18 protein-coding genes are annotated in these 18,752 nt (G+C 68.8%); 10 read left to right on the top strand and 8 right to left on the bottom strand.

Annotation, left to right across the window (positions count from 1 at the left end):
• Positions 1–93: 93 nt before the first annotated feature.
• From FS845_RS20545 to FS845_RS20535, 3 genes are all read left to right on the top strand, one after another.
• Positions 94–516 (top strand): CopD family protein, encoded by a 423-nt coding sequence (locus FS845_RS20545; RefSeq protein ID WP_144638796.1) that lies wholly within the window; start codon positions 94–96, stop codon positions 514–516.
• 22 nt (positions 517–538) lie between these two features.
• Positions 539–2,143: a THUMP domain-containing protein gene (locus tag FS845_RS20540; protein ID WP_144638795.1), complete on the top strand. Its 1,605-nt coding sequence runs from the start codon at positions 539–541 to the stop codon at positions 2,141–2,143.
• 235 nt (positions 2,144–2,378) lie between these two features.
• Positions 2,379–2,558 (top strand): hypothetical protein, encoded by a 180-nt coding sequence (locus FS845_RS20535; protein ID WP_144638794.1) that lies wholly within the window; start codon positions 2,379–2,381, stop codon positions 2,556–2,558.
• 170 nt (positions 2,559–2,728) lie between these two features.
• Here the strand turns inward: FS845_RS20535 and FS845_RS20530 are convergent, their stop codons facing one another.
• A complete protein-coding gene (locus tag FS845_RS20530; RefSeq protein WP_144638793.1) occupies positions 2,729–3,616 on the bottom strand; it encodes a LysR family transcriptional regulator in 888 nt (295 codons plus the stop codon).
• A 166-nt stretch (positions 3,617–3,782) separates the two neighbouring features.
• On the opposite strand from FS845_RS20530, the gene FS845_RS20525 reads away from it, so the two are divergent.
• From FS845_RS20525 to FS845_RS20495, 7 genes are all read left to right on the top strand, one after another.
• Positions 3,783–4,256 (top strand): AtaL-like protein, encoded by a 474-nt coding sequence (locus tag FS845_RS20525; RefSeq protein WP_144638791.1) that lies wholly within the window; start codon positions 3,783–3,785, stop codon positions 4,254–4,256.
• Between the two features lie 111 nt (positions 4,257–4,367).
• Positions 4,368–4,919, top strand: coding sequence for an RDD family protein (locus FS845_RS20520; protein ID WP_144638789.1), 552 nt, complete (start codon positions 4,368–4,370; stop codon positions 4,917–4,919).
• 78 nt (positions 4,920–4,997) lie between these two features.
• Positions 4,998–5,831 (top strand): UDP-2,3-diacylglucosamine diphosphatase, encoded by an 834-nt coding sequence (locus FS845_RS20515; protein ID WP_144638787.1) that lies wholly within the window; start codon positions 4,998–5,000, stop codon positions 5,829–5,831.
• A 200-nt stretch (positions 5,832–6,031) separates the two neighbouring features.
• On the top strand, positions 6,032–7,711 hold the full coding sequence (locus tag FS845_RS20510) for an acyl-CoA synthetase (RefSeq protein ID WP_144638785.1): 1,680 nt from the start codon (positions 6,032–6,034) through the stop codon (positions 7,709–7,711).
• A 37-nt stretch (positions 7,712–7,748) separates the two neighbouring features.
• Positions 7,749–8,270: a gamma carbonic anhydrase family protein gene (locus tag FS845_RS20505; protein ID WP_144638783.1), complete on the top strand. Its 522-nt coding sequence runs from the start codon at positions 7,749–7,751 to the stop codon at positions 8,268–8,270.
• 47 nt (positions 8,271–8,317) lie between these two features.
• Positions 8,318–9,235 (top strand): Hsp33 family molecular chaperone HslO, encoded by a 918-nt coding sequence (gene hslO, locus FS845_RS20500; RefSeq protein WP_144638782.1) that lies wholly within the window; start codon positions 8,318–8,320, stop codon positions 9,233–9,235.
• A 188-nt stretch (positions 9,236–9,423) separates the two neighbouring features.
• The gene (locus tag FS845_RS20495; RefSeq protein ID WP_144638780.1) at positions 9,424–10,212 is read left to right on the top strand and encodes a TadE/TadG family type IV pilus assembly protein; all 789 of its coding nucleotides are present in this window, start codon (positions 9,424–9,426) and stop codon (positions 10,210–10,212) included.
• 168 nt (positions 10,213–10,380) lie between these two features.
• Here FS845_RS20495 and ftsB read toward each other — a convergent pair whose 3' ends face one another.
• The 7 genes from ftsB to FS845_RS20460 all read right to left on the bottom strand — a co-directional run bounded on the left by ftsB (position 10,381) and on the right by FS845_RS20460 (position 18,652).
• Positions 10,381–10,758 carry a cell division protein FtsB gene (gene ftsB / locus FS845_RS20490; protein WP_144638778.1) on the bottom strand — a complete coding sequence of 126 codons (378 nt, stop codon included), beginning with the start codon at positions 10,756–10,758 and terminating at the stop codon, positions 10,381–10,383.
• Positions 10,759–10,831: 73 nt separating this feature from the next.
• On the bottom strand, positions 10,832–12,118 hold the full coding sequence (eno, locus tag FS845_RS20485; protein ID WP_144638776.1) for a phosphopyruvate hydratase: 1,287 nt from the start codon (positions 12,116–12,118) through the stop codon (positions 10,832–10,834).
• A 30-nt stretch (positions 12,119–12,148) separates the two neighbouring features.
• Positions 12,149–13,003, bottom strand: coding sequence for a 3-deoxy-8-phosphooctulonate synthase (kdsA, locus tag FS845_RS20480; protein ID WP_144638774.1), 855 nt, complete (start codon positions 13,001–13,003; stop codon positions 12,149–12,151).
• Positions 13,000–14,652, bottom strand: a complete 1,653-nt coding sequence (locus tag FS845_RS20475; protein ID WP_144638772.1) for a CTP synthase — start codon at positions 14,650–14,652, stop codon at positions 13,000–13,002. The genes kdsA and FS845_RS20475 overlap by 4 nt, the downstream gene beginning before the upstream one ends.
• Positions 14,653–14,887: 235 nt before the next feature.
• Positions 14,888–16,684, bottom strand: a complete 1,797-nt coding sequence (locus FS845_RS20470; protein ID WP_144638770.1) for an aminopeptidase P family protein — start codon at positions 16,682–16,684, stop codon at positions 14,888–14,890.
• A gap of 9 nt (positions 16,685–16,693) precedes the next feature.
• On the bottom strand, positions 16,694–17,524 hold the full coding sequence (locus tag FS845_RS20465; protein WP_144638768.1) for a M55 family metallopeptidase: 831 nt from the start codon (positions 17,522–17,524) through the stop codon (positions 16,694–16,696).
• 36 nt (positions 17,525–17,560) lie between these two features.
• Entirely contained in the window at positions 17,561–18,652 is a 1,092-nt protein-coding gene (locus FS845_RS20460; protein WP_260986377.1) for a P1 family peptidase, read from the bottom strand.
• Positions 18,653–18,752 lie beyond the last annotated feature (100 nt).

Raw genomic sequence — 18,752 nt, 5'->3', positions numbered from 1 at the left:
CGGCGGCGGACGCACACCACGCCTGCGACACCGCGTCCCGGCCCTCCGGCATCCGCGCCATTACAATGGCGGATTCCCTACGGAGCGCGCGCCATGCTGTGGATCAAGGCCTTTCACATCGTCTTCATCGCGTCCTGGTTCGCCGGGCTGTTCTACCTGCCCCGTATCTACGTGAACCTGGCCCAGCAGACCGATCCAGGCGTCCAGTCCTGTCTGCTGGGCATGGCGCGGCGGCTCTACCGCTTCATGACGATCCTGGCCGTGCCGGCCGTGCTGCTGGGCCTGTGGCTGTACGTGGGCTACGGCATCGGCATGGGCCCCGGCAACGGCTGGATGCACGGCAAGCTGCTGCTGGTGCTGCTGATCGTCGGCTACCATCATGCCTGCGGCGTCATGCTGCGCAAATTCGAACAGGGCCGCAACACGCGCCCGCATACGTTCTATCGCTGGTTCAACGAAGTTCCTGTCCTGCTGCTTGTGCTGGTAGTCGTGCTGGTCGTCGTCAAACCCTTCTAATCCCCAGCCTCTCCAAACTCGCATGTCATCCGACGATCAAGACCGTCCGCGCCGCACCCTCTCGGTCAACAAGACCACCCGCCCCGCGGAAGACGACGCGCCGCGCCGCAAGCGCAGCGGCGCGCGCGCGCGCCAGGCGACGCAACTGGAACGCAGCCGCGACAAGGAAGATCGCCTGCAGCGCGCGCAGTCCCTGCCGGCGCAGCCGCGTCCCGAACCCAGGCGCTACATGGATCGCGAGATGCGCGACACGCGCCGCGACGAGCCCGCGCAACCCGCAACGGGCGCGGCGTGGGACGACCTGCCCGCCGACAGCGCCGCCTGGGACGACCTGCCGCCGGACGCGCCGCAGTGGGACGACGACGAGGCCCCCGCGCGTGACCACGCCGGGCATGACGACGCCGGGCAGGATGTTCCCGTACACGTCGCGCCGCGCGGACGCCAGCGCGACCGCCATGCCCATGGCCGCAACCAGCCCGCCGAGATATTCCAGATCTTCGCGCCGTGCCCGCAAGGGCTGGAAGAGGCGCTGACCGCCGAGATGCAGGCGCTGGGCTTCGAGGACGCGAAGATGGGCCGCGCCGGCTGCAGCTTTTCCGCCGACTGGTCGGGCGTGCAGCGCGCCAACCTGTATTCGCGCCTGGCCACGCGCATCCTGGCGCAGGTGGCGCAGGCCGAGATCTCGCACGAGGACGACATCCTCGATCTGGCCTACAGCGTGCCCTGGGAACGCTGGTTCGGCGCCGAGCAGACGCTGCGGGTGGACACCTCTGCCATCAAGAGCCCGGTGCGCAGCCTGCAGTACTGCAACCTGCGCGCCAAGGACGGCATCTGCGACCGCCTGCGCGATCGCGAAGGCGCGCGCCCCGACATCGACACCGTGCGCCCCGACGCGCGCGTGCACCTGTTCCTGTTCGGCACCACCGCCACGCTGTACCTGGACACCACGGGCGAATCGCTGTTCAAGCGCGGCTGGCGCCTGGACAAGGGCGAGGCGCCGCTGCGCGAGAACCTGGCCGCGGGCATGCTGGCGCTGGCCGGCTGGGATCCGGCCGCCCCGCTGCTGGACCCCTTCTGCGGCAGCGGCACCATCCTGATCGAAGCCGCCTGGATCGCGCTGGGCGTGCCCGCCGGCGTCTCGCGGCCCTTCGGTTTCGAGCGCCTGCGCGGCTTCGACCCGCGCCGCTGGCGCGACCTGAAGGACGATGCGCGCGCCCGCATCCTCACCAAACTGGAAACGCCGCTGGTGGGCTACGACCTGGACCCGCAGGCCATCGACTTCGCGCGCGCCAATGCCGAACGTGCCTGGCTGACCGACGAGACCATACGCTTCGAGACGGGCGATGCGCGCGACATCGAGCCCCCGGCCGAGTCTGGCTGGATCGTCACCAACCCGCCCTACGGCGAGCGCATGGAAGAGCACGACGACACCCTGTGGCGCGACTGGTCGGCCTGCCTGAAGCGTCGCTTCGCCGGCTGGCAGCTGCACGTCATCTCCAGCGACATGACCCTGCCCCAGCGCCTGCGCCTGAAGCCGCAGCGCCGCATCCCGCTGCACAACGGCGCGCTGGACTGCCGCCTGTTCGGCTTCGAACTGGCCGCCGGCAGCTACCGCGACGCGACCTGAGCGCCTGCCCGGGCGCCCTGCGAGCCCGGGCGTGTGCCGCGCCGTTGTAAAAGGGCAGCAATGTCGCCCCGCTATCGTGCCCTGGTGCGCCACAACGGCGCGGAATTGGGGCATCATCAGCACCAGGATCGCGCGTCTTGCACCATGCACTTGCACAAATCCAGGGTTAACCCTAAAATCCGGGTTAACCCTAGACAAAAGACCGCCCGGTTGTGAAAATCGTGGCGTAAAGCAAGTGATCAAGATTACGCAAGGCGTCGTGATGAGCGACGAGCTCGAACGCCAATTGATGGTGCAAGCCATGCAAGAGCAATTCCGTCCGCACCCGCTGCGCGCCCTGCTCGCCGGCCTGCGCAAGTTGATGGCCCGCGCCGAACAGCCGGCCCCCGTCAAGACCGCCGCGGCTTCCGCCTGATTTCGCGGCGCAGTACCGATTTCCCCTTGGGGGCTGCATAGCCCCTTTCTCAACCCGCCCTAACCGGCGGGTTTTTTTTGTGCGCCGCAAGGCGGCCCTGCGCTCGTGCGCAGCCGCGGACGGTTGTGCGCAACGCCATTGCGCGAGTGTCGCGCCGGCCCCGCGGCGATTCAATCCGCCGGAAGGCTGAACGACCCGCCCGGATACTGGCTGCACATGAAGGCCACGAACGCTTGCACCTTGGGACTTTGCAGGCGCCGGGACGTATGCAGCACCCAGAGCTCGACCTCGTCGCCGGCGGCGCCCCATGACACGAGCGTTCCTTTTTGCAGCAGCGTGGCGACGATGGAATGCGGCAGCATCGCCACCCCCGCACCGGCCGCGATGGCGTCGCGCACCATCAGCAGCGACGACAGGCGCAGGACGGGACGGGGCTCGACCTGTAACTGCCCGCCGTCCACCGACCAGATGTCTCCCTCGCGATGGGCCTGCGTGACGACGGCGGGTGCCTGCACGAGCCGGACGCCGCCGGACGCCGCCGGCCTCGCGATGGACGGCGCGGCAGCCAGCACCAGCCTGTCCCGGGCGAAGCACCTGCCCACCAGCGCGCCTTCCTGGCCCGGATTGACGCGGATGGCGACGTCGAAATGCTCCTCGACCAGATCGACGAAGCGGTCCTCGGCCACCGCCTCGACCTGCACGTCGGGATGGCGGGCCCGGAAGCGGGCCACCAGACGCCCCAGCGCCAGTTGCGAGAACAGGACCGGCGCCGCGATGCGCAGCACGCCGCGCGGCGTATCCCGCCCGTCTCGCGCCGCCGCCACCGCCTCGGCGATCTCATGCATCGGCCCCTGCGTGCGGGCCAGCAGTACCTGACCGGCCTCGGTCAGCGCCAGGCTGCGCGCGCCGCGTTCGATCAGCCGGATGCCCAGCGCGTCCTCGAGATCGGCGATGCGCCGGGACAAGGTCGCCTTGGACCGGCCGCTGGCGCGGCTGGCCTTTCCGAAGCCGCCTTGCGCGGCCACCAGTTGGAAGTCCGCCAGCGCGTTGAGGTCCATACCGTCTCACTTTTGATACGTAATGTCTATATTTTAGGGTCTTCGCTTTCGATATCGGAACACTTATCGTGGAGCCATGGATGTCGCACGCCCCCGAACGGCTTGCTTCCCAACGACCGGCCTGCCGCGCGCCGCCGTGCAGGCGAACCTTTCCAAGGACCCCATCATGATCTATTCGACCGCCACCGTTCCCGTGAACCCCGAAGGCCAGGCGCCGCTGACTCGCCAGCAGGCCTGGCAGGGCCTCGTGCTGAAGGCGCGCGATGCCCGCCTGTTCCTGCCCCCCGGCCTGTGCACCCGCTGCGACGTGGTGCAGGACAGCCCGACGCACATCGTGCGCGAAGCCACCATCGGCGGCAGCGACCTGCGCGAGATCATCACCTTCGAGCCGCAGAGCAAGATCACCTTCTTCCAGGCCACGGGACCGCGCGAAGGCGCGATCATCAACGAGCTTTTTCAAGACGGGGACGGCGCGCTGCAATTGCGCTTCTATGGCTACCTGGGCCTGCGCGGCAAGGCGCCGAACGGACCGGAGGAACAGGCCGAACAGCAGTGGCTGGACGGCGACAAGGGCTACAGGAGCGCCCTGCTGTCGACGCTGGCGCGCACGCGCGAGCTGCTGGCGCAGGGCCGGCTCTGATCCCGGGCGGGCATGCCCGGGCCGGGACGCCGGAAGCATCGCGGTCGCCGTCCCGGCGCCGGACGCGCATTTTTGTTTACGCCGCCCGCCGCCGCGCGATAATGTGCGCCCATGACGACCGCCCTGGACCTTACCGCCACCCCCAGCCGTGCCCGGCGCTTCGCCTGCATGATGTACGAAGGCGTGCTGTTGTTCGGCATCGTGTTCCTGGCCGACTACCTGCTGGACACGCTGACGCAGAGCCGCCACGCGCTGGCGCTGCGCCCGCAGCGTCAGGCCTGGCTGTTCCTGGTCATCGGCATCTACTTCGTGCTGTGCTGGCGGCGCGGCGGGCAGACGCTGCCCATGAAGACCTGGCACATCCGGCTGGTCGACCGCGACGGCCAGCGGCCCGGCGCGGCACGCCTGGCCTGGCGCTACGTGCTGATCTGGCCGCCCATGCTGGCCGTGATCGGCCTGATCTCGCTGGGCTCCACCCTGACCGGCTGGCGCTCGGTCGACATGCTGGTGGTCGTGGCGCCCTTCGCCTCGTTCCTGTGGACCTGGGTGGATGCCGAGGGCCAGTTCCTGCATGACCGCCTGGCCGGCACCCGCCTGCGCAACGCCGCGCCGAAGCGGCAGCCCAGCCCCGTGCAACAGGGTAGGGACACATCCGTCACATAGCAGTCACCGAACCTTCATGCTGACGTCATGCCTGGCTGGTCTCATGCCTAGGCAAGACGGGCTGAACGGAAAACCACGGTGAACGACATCCATCCGACGCGTTGGCGCACATTATGGCTATCCGACATCCACCTGGGCACCAGTGGATGCAAGGCGCAATTCCTGCTTGATTTCCTCGACCACAACGATGCCGACACGCTGTACCTGGTCGGCGACATCGTCGACGGCTGGCAGTTGCGCAAGCACTGGCACTGGCCCCGCGCGCACAACGACGTGGTCCAGCGCATCCTGCGCAAGGCCCGCAACGGCACCCGCGTGGTGTTCATCCCGGGCAACCACGACGAGTTCGCCCGCGAGTTCATCGGCTATGCCTTCGGCGACATCGAGATACTCGACGAGGAAGTCCACGTCACGGCCAAGGGCCAGAAGCTGCTGGTGCTGCACGGCGACCAGTTCGACGGCGTGATCCAGCACAGCAAGTGGCTGGCGCACCTGGGCGACTCGCTCTACCAGTTCGCCCTGTGGCTGAACAATCATTTCAACCGCCTGCGCCACCGCATGGGGCTGCACTACTGGTCCCTGTCGCAATACCTGAAGCACAAGGTGAAGAACGCGGTCTCGTTCATCACCCACTTCGAGGAAGCGCTGGCCGGCGAGGCCCGCCGCCGCGGCCTGGACGGCGTGGTCTGCGGCCACATCCACAAGCCCGAACTGCGCGACATCGACGGCATCCTGTACTGCAACGACGGCGACTGGGTGGAAAGCCTGTCCGCCCTGGCCGAAGCCCAGGACGGCAGCCTGCAACTGCTGGACTGGGCAAGTGTGCTGGCCCAGCGCGAAAACCCGGCGCGCGGCCGGCCTTCCCTGGCGCTGCCGGACCTGCCTTCGGCGATCGGACGGTCCGGCAAATAAGGCAGCCACGCGGCCCCCGCGCCGCGCCTTCCGCGCGCGGTTCCCCACGCCGGCAGAGTAAGCGTCCGTAATAACCCGTATATGTCCCTGGTTTGGGTCCCGGGCATGTTGCAGTTCACGGCCCTCTAGGTCATGCTTGCGTTTGGGGAGACCGGCGGTCCCCCCCTTTCGTAGCAACCGCGCGCTTACTACATAGGGCCATGAACGACCACTACGAGGCGCTCTACCAGTCATTCCGCTGGCTGGTTCCCACCCAGTTCAACATCGCGGAAGCCTGCTGCCATCGGTGGGCCGCCAGCGCGCCGGAATCCCGCCGCATCGCCATCTACTACGAGGACGAGGCGGGCAACCGCGAGGTCTGGACCTACGCGCGCCTGGCCGAGGCGGCCAATCAGTTGGCCAACGGCCTGATCAAGATGGGCGTGGAGCCCGGCGACCGGGTCGGTGTGGTTTTGGGACAACGTCCGGAAACCGTCGTGGCCCACATGGCCATCTACAGCGTCGGCGCGGTGGTGCTGCCCCTGTCCTCGCTGTTCGGCCCCGAGGCGCTGCAATCCCGGCTGTGCGATGCCGAGGCCCGCGTGGCCATCGTCGACTACGCCTCCAGCGCCCACCTGCTGGGCGTCAGCGACAACTGCCCGCAACTGCAGCAGATCATCGGCATCGGCTTCGCCGACGAGCGCGTCCTTCCGTGGCGCAGCCTGCTGGCGCGCCAGCCGTCCGAATTCAAGCGGGTCATGACGCGCGCGTCGGACCCCGCCATCCTGCTCTACACTTCCGGCACCACCGGCGCGCCCAAGGGCGCCCTGCTGCCGCACAGCGTGCTCATCGGCAACCTGCCGGGGTTCGTGGCCTCGCAGGACTGGTTCCCGCGCCCGGGCGACGTGTTCTGGTCGCCGGCCGACTGGGCCTGGACCGGCGGCATGATGGACGCCCTGCTGCCGACCCTGTATTTCGGCCACCCCATCGTGGGCACGCGCGGCCGGTTCTCGCCCGAGCGCGCGTTCGAGCTGCTGGAGCGCTACCAGGTCACCAACGCGTTCCTGTTCCCCACCGCCCTCAAGATGATGATGAAGACGGTGCCGCAGCCGCGCGAGCGCTACAAGCTGGCGCTGCGGGCGCTGATGAGCGCCGGCGAGAGCGTGGGCGACACCGTGTTCGCCTGGTGCGAGTCCGCGCTGGGCGTCACGCCCAACGAGATGTTCGGCCAGACCGAGATGAACTACGTGGTGGGCAACAGCAGCAAGCGCTGGCCCGCCCGGCCTGGCAGCATGGGCCGTCCCTATCCGGGCCACCGTGTGGCGGTGATCGACGACCTGGGCAACGAGGCGCCCGCGGGCGAGATCGGCGAGGTCGCCGTCAACCGGACCGACGCCCACGGGCACCCCGACCCGGTCATGTTCCTGGGCTACTGGCGCAATCCCATCGCCACCGAGGGCAAGTTCACCGGCGACTGGTGCCGCACCGGCGACCTGGCCAGCCGGGATGCCGACGGCTACCTCTGGTATGCCGGCCGCGCCGACGACGTGTTCAAATCGGCCGGCTACCGCATCGGGCCGGGCGAGATCGAGAACTGTCTGCTGGGCCACCCGGCGGTGGCCAACGCCGCCGTGGTGCCCAAGCCCGATGCCGAGCGCGGCGCGCTGGTCAAGGCGTACGTGGTGCTGACCGCCGACTACGCCGGCCAGCCGCCCGAACAGATCACCCAGTCCCTGCAGGATCACGTGCGCGAGCGCCTGGCGCCGTACGAATATCCCAAGGAAATCGAATACCTGGACGAGCTGCCGATGACCACCACCGGCAAGGTCCAGCGCGCGGTGCTGCGGCGCCGCGAGGAAGAACGCGCGGAACGCGCGCGCACCGATCCCGGCACGGCCTGACGGCCGGGCGGCGCGCCCAGACGGAGACACCCCCGCAATGCCCATCTATCAACTGGACGACCTCGTGCCGTCCATCGACCCCGACACCTACGTGGCCGACAGCGCCGACCTGATCGGCAACGTCGTCCTGGAAGCCGGCGTCAGCATCTGGTCGCACGTATCCATCCGGGCCGACAACGCCCCCATCGTGATCCGCCGCAACAGCAACATCCAGGAGTCCACCGTGATGCACGTGGACGAAGGCTGTCCGCTGACCGTGCACGAGAACGTCACGGTCGGCCACCAGGCCATGCTGCACGGCTGCACCATCCTGGAAGGCGCACTGATCGGCATGCAGGCCATCGTGCTGAACAACGCCGTGGTGGGCCGCAACTGCCTGATCGGCGCGGGGGCCATCGTGCCCGAGGGCCGCGTCATCCCCGACAACTCGCTGGTGATCGGCATCGGCAAGATCGTGCGCGAACTGTCGGCCGAAGAGATCGCCGGCATGCACGCGGGCAGCGCCCGCTACGCCGAACGCGGCAGGCAGTACCGGACGTCGCTCAAGCGCATCGGCTGAGCCTGCGCTGCGCGGGCGGCGCCCCCGGAATCGGCTAAGATGCCTGCATGACCGATTCGCTGAAAAAATACCTGCTCGAAGACCGTACGGTGCGCGTGCAGGCCGTGCGTCTGCACGACACCTGGCAGCAGGCCCAGGCGCACCACCGGTACCCGCCGGCCGTCAAGCGCCTGCTGGGCGAACTGGTGGCCGCCTCGACGCTGCTGGCCGCCAACATCAAGTTCGACGGCTCGCTGCTGCTGCAGATCCAGGGCGATGGCCCGATCGCCCTGGTGGTGGTCGAATGCCGCTCCGATCTCAGCCTGCGGGCCACCGTGAAGGTGCGCGAGGGCCATGAAGTGCCCGAAGAAGGCACCATGCAGGGCCTGCTGAATGCCCGCGGCGAAGGCCGCTTCATGGTCATCCTCGACCCCAAGCGCAAGGTGCCAGGCCAACAGGCCTACCAGGGCATCGTGCCGCTCGAAGGCGACACGGTGGCCGAGGCGCTGCAGCACTACATGAAGGCCTCCGAACAGCTCGACACGCGCCTGTGGCTGGCGGCCGACGACAAGCACGTCGCCGGCCTGCTGGTGCAGCGCCTGCCCGAGCAGGGTGGCATGGCGCAAGCCGGCGCCGACTCGGACACCTGGGCGCGCGCCACGCACCTGGCCGGCACGCTGTCCGGCGAAGAGCTGCTGCAGACCGAGGTGGACACCCTCATCCATCGCCTGTACTGGGAAGAGACCCTCACCGCCTTCGACCCCCAGCCGGTGCGCTGGTTCTGCCCCTGCACGCGCGAGCGCGTGGCCGGCATGCTGCGCTCGCTGGGCGAGGCCGAAGTGCGCGACATCCTCGAGGAACAGGGCAAGGTCGAAGTCTCGTGCGATTTCTGCGGCAAGCCCTATACCTTCGATCCGGTCGATTGCGCCGGGCTGTTCGCGCCCAGCACGCCGATGCCGCAGCAGAATCCGCCCACGGTGCATTGAAGCCAGGACGGGGCCTGGGCTCCGTTCGCGGTTGGGCGCCTTGTGGCGTACGGCTCGTGGCGTACGGCGTGCTACGTGCGACCTGCAATGTGCCGTGTGCCACACGGCCAGACACCACCAGACTGAGCGCGAAATCAAGCGATTCAGTCCTACAAAGATTGGCGTAGATTCCACAATCGACGCTCCCCATGATGCCCGGCACACTGCCGGGCATCATGCTTTGCGCACACCTTTCCTTCTGCGGCTTACGCCGTCCGCCCCGCCAACGCGGTGCGGCGCTGGTCGAGTCCGCGGCCGCGCTGGGCGCGGTACTGCTGGTCGCGCTGGCCGCCATCGAGGCCATGCACTGGCAGCTCATGCGGCAGCTGGCCTATGTCGCCCTGACCGAGGCCGCGCGTGCGGGCGCCACCGGGAACGCCCGCCCTGCCCTCATCGCCCAATCCTTTGAAGCGGCCCTGCTGCCGCGTTACGCCTCGCCCGGCGGTTCCCTGGAAGCCACGCTGATGCTACACGCCGCGCAGGCGCGCACGGCCCAACGCACGGGCATGCCGGCCTGGCACATCGCCGTGCTGCGGCCCGGCGCTGCTGCCTATGCCGACTTCGCGCATCCGGGCCTGCGCGTGCCCGCCGCGCCGGGGCTGCCCGCAGTGCGCAACGAATACCAGGCGGAACAGCACGCCGCCTATCTGTCGAAATGGCCGGACGGCAAGGGACCGCGTTCGGGCCTCACCATCTTCCAGGCCAATACGCTGCGGTTGCGGCTGCGCTATCTGGTCGAACCCATCACGCCCGTGGGCCAGTTGGCCACGCGGATGCTGGCCGCGCTGCCCGGCGCGGGCGGCGGCTGCGCGGTCCGGGCGCTATCAGCAGGCGTGCTGCCCCTGGACATGACCCTGACGATGGACATGCAATCCCACCCGGTGCAATGGCCGGCGGGCGTCCATCCGCAAATCGGCGAGGACGACGATGCGTGTTGACGAAAACGCCGGCCCAGTGAACCAGGGGCTCTGGACGACGGCGGGAAAGGCGCGCAAGCACGGCAGGGGCCGTGGCAGCCGCGGCCCTGGCGATCCGGGAATCGGCCCGGTAGTCCCGTGGCCGCGTGCCGGGCAAGCGGCACGCGGGCCGGATGCCGGAAACGCGGATCAGCGTGTAGGTTGCGCGGCGGGCCTGGCGGGCTGCGCGGCGGCGCGCGCGGGCGGCTTGGCGCCCGGCTTGGGCGCTTCGGGCGGCTTGACGGGAATGGCGGCACCGGGCGGCAGGATGTGCACGAACACCTCGCCGTCCTTCATCATGCCCAGTTCGCCCCGGGCACGCTCTTCCAGCGCCTCGGTGCCGGTGGCCAGGTCGTTCACTTCGGCCTGCAGCGCGGCGTTGCGGGCGCGCAGGCTGTCGTTGGTTTCGCGCTGCTTGGCAACCTGCTCCTGCAGTTCCCATGCCCGAAACCAGCCGCCCTTGCCCATCCACAGCGGATACTGGATCAGGCCCACCAGGGCGACCAGCACGATCAGCAGCAGTCGCATACGTGTCCTTGGCAGCGCGGCAAGCGCGTGGCGGGCGCCGTCCGCCTTGCGCAGGCGGCGGCGCCGTCACACGTCAGCGCAGGTTGTAGAACGCCTCGATGCCGGGGTACGACGCGACTTCGGCCAGTTCTTCCTCGATGCGCAGCAACTGGTTGTACTTGGCCATGCGGTCGGAACGCGACAGCGAACCGGTCTTGATCTGCATGGCGTTGGTGGCCACGGCGATGTCGGCGATGGTCGAGTCCTCGGTTTCGCCCGAGCGGTGCGACACGACGGCGGTGTAGCCGGCGCGCTTGGCCATCTCGATGGCGGCGAAGGTCTCGGTCAGCGTGCCGATCTGGTTGATCTTGATCAGGATCGAGTTGGCCACGCCCTTCTGGATGCCTTCGCGCAGGATGCGGGTGTTGGTGACGAACAGGTCGTCGCCCACCAGCTGCACCTTCTTGCCCAGTTGGTCGGTCAGCAGCTTCCAGCCGTCCCAGTCGTTCTCGGCCATGCCGTCCTCGATCGAGATGATCGGGTACTTGTCGCACCACGTGGCCAGCAGGTTGGCGAATTCCTGCGAGGTCAGCGACACGCCGCCCTCGCCGGCCAGCGTGTACTTGCCGTCGCGGAAGAATTCCGAGCTCGCGCAGTCCAGGCCCAGGGCGATCTGCGTGCCAGGCTCGTAGCCGGCTTCGGTGATGGCCTTCAGGATCAGCTGGATGGCCGCTTCGTGGTTGGCCACGTTGGGCGCGAAGCCGCCCTCGTCGCCCACCGCGGTGGACATGCCCTGGTCATGGATCAGGCGCTTCAGCATGTGGAACACTTCGGCGCCCCAGCGCAGCGACTCGCGGAAGCTGGATGCGCCCACCGGCAGGATCATCAGTTCCTGCAGGTCCAGGGTGTTGTTGGCGTGCGCGCCGCCGTTGATGACGTTCATCATCGGCACGGGCATGCTCATGGGGCCGCTGCCGCCGAAGTAGCGGTACAGCGACAGGCCGGACTCGTCGGCGGCGGCGCGGGCCACGGCCATGCTGGCGGCCAGCATGGCGTTGGCGCCCAGGCGCTGCTTGCTGTCGGTACCGTCCAGTTCGATCAGGGTGCGGTCGACGAAGGTCTGCTCCTGGGCGTCCAGGCCCATCAGCGCTTCGGAGATCTCGGTGTTGACGTTCTCGACGGCGCGCAGCACGCCCTTGCCCAGGTAGCGGCCCTTGTCGCCGTCGCGCAGTTCGATGGCCTCGCGCGAACCCGTGGAGGCGCCCGACGGCACCGCGGCGCGGCCCATGGCGCCCGATTCCAGCAGCACGTCGCATTCGACGGTGGGGTTGCCGCGCGAATCGAGAATTTCGCGGCCAATGATGTCGACGATAGCACTCATGTCTTTATGTTCCCAGAACGATGGTCGGATTCAGAATTGGTTTTCGAGGAAGCCGTTGCGCTTGGTGACGCGGTCGATCTCGACCAGCGACGCGAGCAGGTCGGCCATGCGGTCCAGCGGGACGGCATTGGGGCCGTCCGACATGGCCTTGGCCGGATTGGGGTGGGTTTCCATGAACAGGCCCGACACGCCCACGGCCACGGCCGCGCGCGCCAGCACCGGCACGAACTCGCGCTGGCCGCCCGACGAGGTGCCCTGCCCGCCGGGCAGCTGCACCGAATGCGTGGCGTCGAATACCACCGGACAGTCGGTCTCGCGCATGATGGCCAGCGAGCGCATGTCGGACACCAGGTTGTTGTAGCCGAACGACGCGCCGCGCTCGCACACCATGATGTTGCTGCCATCGCCGCCGGCTTCGCGCGCGGCGTCGCGGGCCTTGTTCACCACCTGCACCATGTCGTGCGGCGCCAGGAACTGGCCCTTCTTGATGTTGACGGGCTTGAGCGTCGCGGCGCAGGCGCGGATGAAGTCGGTCTGCCGGCACAGGAAGGCCGGCGTCTGCAGCACGTCGACCACGGCAGCCACGGGCTCGACCTGCGGCGTGTCGTGCACGTCGGTCAGCACGGGCACGCCCAGCTGATCACGCACGTCGGCCAGGATGCGCAGGCCTTCGTCCATGCCGGGCCCGCGGAAGGACGACCCCGAACTGCGGTTGGCCTTGTCGAACGAGCTCTTGTAGATGAACGGAATGCCCAGCTTGCCGGTGATTTCCTTCAGTCGGCCGGCCGTGTCGAACGCCATCTCGCGCGACTCGATCACGCACGGACCGGAGATCAGGAAAAAGGGCTTGTCCAGGCCGACTTCGAATCCGCACAGTTGCATCATGCCTCCTTGGTACGACGCGACTTGTTTTCAAGCGCTGCCCGGATGTAGCTGGAGAACAGCGGATGGCCGTCGCGCGGGGTCGAGGTGAACTCGGGGTGGAACTGCACGCCCACGAACCACGGATGGTTCGGCAGCTCCATCATTTCGGGCAGGTTCTCGGTGGGCGTGCGCGCACTGATGACCAGGCCGGCCTCTTCCAGGCGCGGCACGTACACGTTGTTGACTTCGTAGCGATGGCGGTGGCGCTCGTTCACTTCGTTGCCATAGATGCTTTGCGCACGCGTGCCGGCCTTGACGGGGCAGCGCTGCGCGCCCTTGCGCATGGTGCCGCCCAGGTCGGACTTGTCGTCGCGACGCTCGACGTTGCCCTCGCGGTCCATCCATTCGCTGATCAGGGCCACGACCGGATGCGGCGCGGCGGGATCGAACTCGGTACTGTTGGCGCCGCCCAGGCCGGCGACGTGGCGCGCGAACTCGATCACGGCCAGCTGCATGCCCAGGCAGATGCCCAGGTAAGGCACGCCGTTTTCACGGGCGTAGCGGATGGCGGCGATCTTGCCTTCGGTGCCGCGCTTGCCGAAGCCGCCCGGCACCAGGATGGCGTCCAGGTGCTTCAACTGGTCGGTGCCGCGCGTCTCGATGTCTTCCGAGTCGATGTACTCGATGCGGACCTTCGAGCGCGTGTGGATGCCGGCGTGCACCAGGGCTTCGCTCAGCGACTTGTACGACTCGGTCAGGTCGACGTACTTGCCGACCATGCCGATCAGCACTTCGTCCTGCGGGTGCTCCAGCGCGTCGACCAGGTTGTCCCACATGGACAGGTCGGCCGGCGGCGGGGTCAGGCCCAGAGCCTCGCACACGATGTTGTCCACGCCCTGCTGGTGCAGCATGGCGGGAATCTTGTAGATGGAATCGACGTCCCACACCGAGATGACGGCGTCCAGAGGAACGTTCGAGAACATCGAGATCTTGGCGCGCTCGTCGTCGGGGATGCGTCGGTCGGCGCGGCACAGCAGCGCGTTCGGGTAGATGCCGATCTCGCGCAGCTTCTGCACCGAGTGCTGGGTGGGCTTGGTCTTCAGTTCGCCGGCCGAGGCGATGTACGGCACCAGCGTCAGGTGCACGAAGGCCGCGCTGTTGCGGCCCATGCGCAGGCTCATCTGGCGGGCGGCCTCGAGGAACGGCAGCGACTCGATGTCGCCCACGGTGCCGCCGATCTCGACGATGGCCACGTCGGTGTTGCCGTTCCAGGCGGCATCGGCGCCGCGCGCGACGAAGTCCTGGATTTCATTGGTGATGTGCGGAATGACCTGGACGGTCTTGCCCAGGTAGTCGCCGCGGCGCTCCTTGCGCAGCACCGATTCGTAGATCTGGCCGGTGGTGAAGTTGTTCACCTTGCGCATCTTGGCCGAGATGAAGCGCTCGTAGTGGCCCAGGTCCAGGTCGGTCTCGGCGCCGTCTTCGGTGACGAAGACCTCGCCGTGCTGGAAGGGGCTCATGGTGCCCGGATCGACGTTGATGTACGGATCCAGCTTGAGCATCGTGACCTGCAGGCCGCGGGATTCCAGGATGGCAGCCAGCGAGGCGGCGGCGATTCCCTTGCCCAGGGAAGAGACGACGCCGCCGGTGACAAATACGTATTTGGTCATCGTGAAGGGCACCCTGCAGGTTTGCGTCCCCGCGGGTGCTAGCGGGAAATTGTGATTATAGCCATGACGCATGACGGACAGCGGGTTTTCCCGTGCCAGCCGGCAACCACGGCCGTGCCGGCTACGGTTGCTTACAAAAATGCGATGACCGGCGGGGCGCCGGCGCGCGAGCCCACCCTTCTCTCGACGGCGACCACGCTGCCCGGGAAGGGGCGCGCGCGGACCGCGGCGCGCCTCAGCCGCCCAGCGGCTCGGTGGACGCGACGAGCCAGGCCAGCGCTTCGCCCTCGACCAGCGGCGCCACCCGGCGACGCACGGTGGCGTGATAGTCGTTCAGCCAGGCGAGCTCTTCGGCATTCAGCAGCGACAGCTCGATGCAGCGCGCATCGATCGGGCACAGCGTCAGCGTCTCGAAGCACAGGAACTCGCCGAACTCGCCGTCCAGCCAGGCACGGTTGGCCACCAGGTTCTCGATGCGCACGCCCCAGCGGCCCGGACGGTACAGCCCTGGCTCGTTCGAGGTGATCATGCCCGGCTGCATGCCGGTGTGCGGGCCGGGTGCGGCCCGGTACGAGATGACCTGCGGGCCTTCGTGCACATTCAGGAAATAGCCCACGCCGTGGCCGGTGCCATGGCCATAGTCGGCGCCGCTGGCCCAGATGGGCGCGCGGGCGATGGCGTCCAGCATGGGGGAGGCGATGCCGCGCGGAAAGGCCGCGCGCGACAGCGCGATCATGCCCTTCAACACGACGGTGAAGTCGGCCTTCTGGTCGGCGCTGGGCGTGCCGATCGCCACCACCCGCGTGATGTCGGTGGTGCCGCCCACGTACTGGCCGCCCGAGTCGATCAGCAGCAGGCCGTCACCCTCGATGACCGCATGCGATTCGGGCAAGGCGCGGTAGTGCGGCATGGCGCCATTGGCGTTGAAGCCGGCGATGGTGGCGAAGCTGGGGCACACATAGCCAGGACGGCGCGCGCGCGCGGCGGTGATGCGTTCGTCCACGGTGATTTCGGTGATGGTCTCGTGTCCCAGCGCGCCCTCGAACCAGGCGAAGAATTCGGCCAGCGCGGCGCCGTCCTGCTCCATCGCGGCGCGCACGTGGGACAGTTCCTCGTCGCTCTTGCGCGACTTGAACAGCGTGGAGGGGTTGATGCCCTCCGCGCGCGGCACGGCCGGATCCATCTGCTGGAACACGCCGCAGGTGACGCGCGCGGGATCGATCAGCAGGGTCTGGTCGGATTCCAGCGAGCCCAGCGCCTCGGCCGCCTGCTCGTAGGGCAGCACCTCCACGCCATCGGCCGCCAGCGCGGCGCGCAGCGTGTCGTCGATCTTGCCCGCGCCCACGAACAGCGACGCGTAGTCATGGCCGATCAGCGCATGCGCCAGGAACACCGGGTTGTAGTCGACGTCGGCGCCGCGCAGGTTGAAGATCCAGGCGATGTCGTCCACCGTGCTGACCAGGTGGACGTCGGCGCCGTACTGGTCCATGGCGTCGCGCACGCGCGCCAGGCGCTCGACGCGCGATTCGACCGCCTGCGGCGGCTGGTGCTCGTACACCGGCGCCTGCGGCAGGCCGGGACGGTCGGCCCAGACCTCGTCCAGCAGGTCCGCCAGGATGTCCAGCGTGATGCCCGCGGGCGACAGCGCCGCCGACAGTCCGCGCCAGGCCGCCAGGCCCAGCACCTGTCCATCGACGCCGACCGCCTGGCCGGCGCGCAGGTTGGCCGCCAGCCAGGCGACGTGGCCGGGCTGGTTGGCCGCGGCGATCTTCATCAGCGTGATGCCGGTGCCGGCCAGCTGGGCCTCGGCCTGCACCCAGTAGCGGCTGTCTACCCACAGGCCCGCGAAATCCGCCGTGACCACCAGCGTGGCCACCGATCCCGTGAAGCCCGACAGCCAGCGCCGTCCCTGCCAACGCTCTGGCAGGTATTCGGACAGGTGCGGATCGGCGGACGGCACGATGCAGGCGTCCAGCCCGCGGCGGCGCATGGCCAGTCGCAGGTCGGCAAGACGGGTGGGGATGGGTGACATGGAGGTTCCTCAGCGCAACATGAAGGACATGGCCGCCAGGCTGTTGAGCGTACGGATGGCGGCCTGCACGCTGTCGGTCGTGAAACCCAGCGTGACGCCGTCCACGCGCTGCAGTGTCGGCCACATGCAGAACAGGTCGGCCAGTGCCGAGCTCTGCGTCTGCAACCGGCATTCTATCGGGCCGGGGATCCGGAACGGAACCGCCTGGACGGTCTTGCCCACGGCCGCGCGCACGGCCTGCTCGGCCGCCTCGGCGATCGCGCGGCGCGATGCGGCGGGCGACAGCGTGACGCCGCTGCCCTGCCCGTGCGCCACCTTGGTCTGCACCCAGCGCGCGCCGGGAAAGATGGGCTGCGTTTCCTCGAGGAACGCGTCGTCGCCCGTGCCCAGCAGCACCGGCACGCCCAGTTCGCCCGCCAGCGCACCGTACAGGCCCGCCTCGCCCAGCTCCATGCCGTTCAGGAACACGCGCGCGAATGCGAAGCTGTTGATGGTATGGGCCAGCACGCCGCGGCCCTGCGCGCGGCTGTGATAGCCGATCATGAACACGCCGTCGCACTGCTCTTCCAGGCCGCCCATCATGCCGAGGTAGCGAGGCTTGCCCAGCACCAGCCGGGCACGTTCGTCGATCTGGTCGGGCAGCAGGTTGCGGAAACCGCCGTGCGAGTCGTTGACCAGCACCTCGGTGGCGCCGCCGGCGAAAGCGCCCTGCACGGCCGCGTTGGCCTCGCCGGTCATCCAGGCGCGCGCGCGCTCGTATTCGCCGTTGCCGGCGCGGATCTGCTCGGCGTGAAACACGCCGGCCACGCCCTCGATGTCGGTGGAAATCAGGATCTTCATGACGGACTCGTCGGTATCAGGGATTGCGGTGAAAGGTCAGAGCTGCGTGTCCGCCAGCCAGCGGCGCCATTGCGGCGCCGCCTCGCGGATCGCGCGGCGCGCGTGGCCGTCGCGGCCGGTCACGCTCTCGGCATGCCACAGCGCGGCGATGATGGCCTGCTCGGTGGCGTCGGCCGCCGCCTCGAACAGGCGGTCGATGCGGGTCTCGTGCAGGAACGCCACCGCGGGCATGCCGCGCTCGGCCAAATGCGGCACGGTATAGGCGGTGGTGAAGGCCAGCGCGATGTCGCCGCTGCCGTGGCCGAACACCGAGCCCGTGCGGGCCAGGCCCGCGCCCGCGCGCAGCGACAGGCGGCGCAGCTGGCGCGCGTCCAGCGGCGCGTCGGTGGCCACCAGCAGAATGATCGAGCCCTTCTCGGGTTCGGCCGTGGCGGGCGCCGGCGCCGAACCCTGCCGGTCCATGCTTTCGGCCAGCAGGCGGCCGAAGGGACGGCCCGCCACCGTCAGGTTGGGCAGGCGGCCGTAGTTGGACAGCACCAGCGCGCCCACCGTGTAGCGCTCGCCGGGCTGCACCTCGGCCAGGCGCGAGGCCGAGCCGATGCCGCCCTTCATCGAGAAGCTGGACATGCCGCGGCCCGCGCCCACCGCGCCCTGCGCGAACTCGGCGCACGCGCCTGCCAGCGCCTGCAGATAATGGTCCTCCGTCACGGCCAGCGCCTGGATGTCGTTCAGGTAGCCGTCGTTGCACTCGAACACCAGCGGATTGACCGTGGGCAGGCGGCGGCCGATCTCGGGGTTGGCCGCCACGGCATGGCGGATCTGCGCGTTGGCCACCGTGCCCACGCCGAAGGTGTTGGTCAGCGCGATGTCGGTTTCCAGCACGCCCAGCTCGGCCACCTGCACCAGGCCGGTGGTCTTGCCGAATCCGTTCAGCACGGTGGCGGCCGCGGGCACCTTGTCCCGGTAGGGATCGCCCGCGTGCGGACGCACCACGGTGACGCCGGTCTGCAGCGGGCCTTCTGCCAGCGTGCAGTGGCCGACGGTGACGCCGGGCACGTCGCTGATCGCGTCGCGCGGGCCGGCGGGCAGCATGCCGATGCGCGGCTGGTTGGCGGTAGAGTCCTGCATGAATGCTTCCGTGCGTGGCCGCACAGCCTCCTGGAAAAGAATCGGCCGGCCCCACCGGGGCCGGCCGGCAGCACGATTGCCGCGGGACGGCGCGCGCCGC

This window comes from Bordetella genomosp. 13 (genome assembly GCF_007679965.1).
GTDB lineage: Bacteria > Pseudomonadota > Gammaproteobacteria > Burkholderiales > Burkholderiaceae_B > Bordetella.
This window is presented reverse-complemented; position numbering and strand designations above follow the sequence as displayed.

What these genes read in the sequence shown, in the direction of transcription:
- FS845_RS20545 (WP_144638796.1), top strand. Translation starts at nt 94, where the DNA reads ATGCTGTGGATCAAGGCCTTTCACATCGTCTTCATCGCGTCCTGGTTC.
- FS845_RS20540 (WP_144638795.1), top strand. Translation starts at nt 539, where the DNA reads ATGTCATCCGACGATCAAGACCGTCCGCGCCGCACCCTCTCGGTCAAC.
- FS845_RS20530 (WP_144638793.1), bottom strand. Translation starts at nt 3,616, where the DNA reads ATGGACCTCAACGCGCTGGCGGACTTCCAACTGGTGGCCGCGCAAGGC.
- FS845_RS20525 (WP_144638791.1), top strand. Translation starts at nt 3,783, where the DNA reads ATGATCTATTCGACCGCCACCGTTCCCGTGAACCCCGAAGGCCAGGCG.
- FS845_RS20520 (WP_144638789.1), top strand. Translation starts at nt 4,368, where the DNA reads ATGACGACCGCCCTGGACCTTACCGCCACCCCCAGCCGTGCCCGGCGC.
- FS845_RS20510 (WP_144638785.1), top strand. Translation starts at nt 6,032, where the DNA reads ATGAACGACCACTACGAGGCGCTCTACCAGTCATTCCGCTGGCTGGTT.
- FS845_RS20505 (WP_144638783.1), top strand. Translation starts at nt 7,749, where the DNA reads ATGCCCATCTATCAACTGGACGACCTCGTGCCGTCCATCGACCCCGAC.
- hslO (WP_144638782.1), top strand. Translation starts at nt 8,318, where the DNA reads ATGACCGATTCGCTGAAAAAATACCTGCTCGAAGACCGTACGGTGCGC.
- FS845_RS20495 (WP_144638780.1), top strand. Translation starts at nt 9,424, where the DNA reads ATGATGCCCGGCACACTGCCGGGCATCATGCTTTGCGCACACCTTTCC.
- ftsB (WP_144638778.1), bottom strand. Translation starts at nt 10,758, where the DNA reads ATGCGACTGCTGCTGATCGTGCTGGTCGCCCTGGTGGGCCTGATCCAG.
- eno (WP_144638776.1), bottom strand. Translation starts at nt 12,118, where the DNA reads ATGAGTGCTATCGTCGACATCATTGGCCGCGAAATTCTCGATTCGCGC.
- kdsA (WP_144638774.1), bottom strand. Translation starts at nt 13,003, where the DNA reads ATGATGCAACTGTGCGGATTCGAAGTCGGCCTGGACAAGCCCTTTTTC.
- FS845_RS20475 (WP_144638772.1), bottom strand. Translation starts at nt 14,652, where the DNA reads ATGACCAAATACGTATTTGTCACCGGCGGCGTCGTCTCTTCCCTGGGC.
- FS845_RS20470 (WP_144638770.1), bottom strand. Translation starts at nt 16,684, where the DNA reads ATGTCACCCATCCCCACCCGTCTTGCCGACCTGCGACTGGCCATGCGC.
- FS845_RS20465 (WP_144638768.1), bottom strand. Translation starts at nt 17,524, where the DNA reads ATGAAGATCCTGATTTCCACCGACATCGAGGGCGTGGCCGGCGTGTTT.
- FS845_RS20460 (WP_260986377.1), bottom strand. Translation starts at nt 18,652, where the DNA reads ATGCAGGACTCTACCGCCAACCAGCCGCGCATCGGCATGCTGCCCGCC.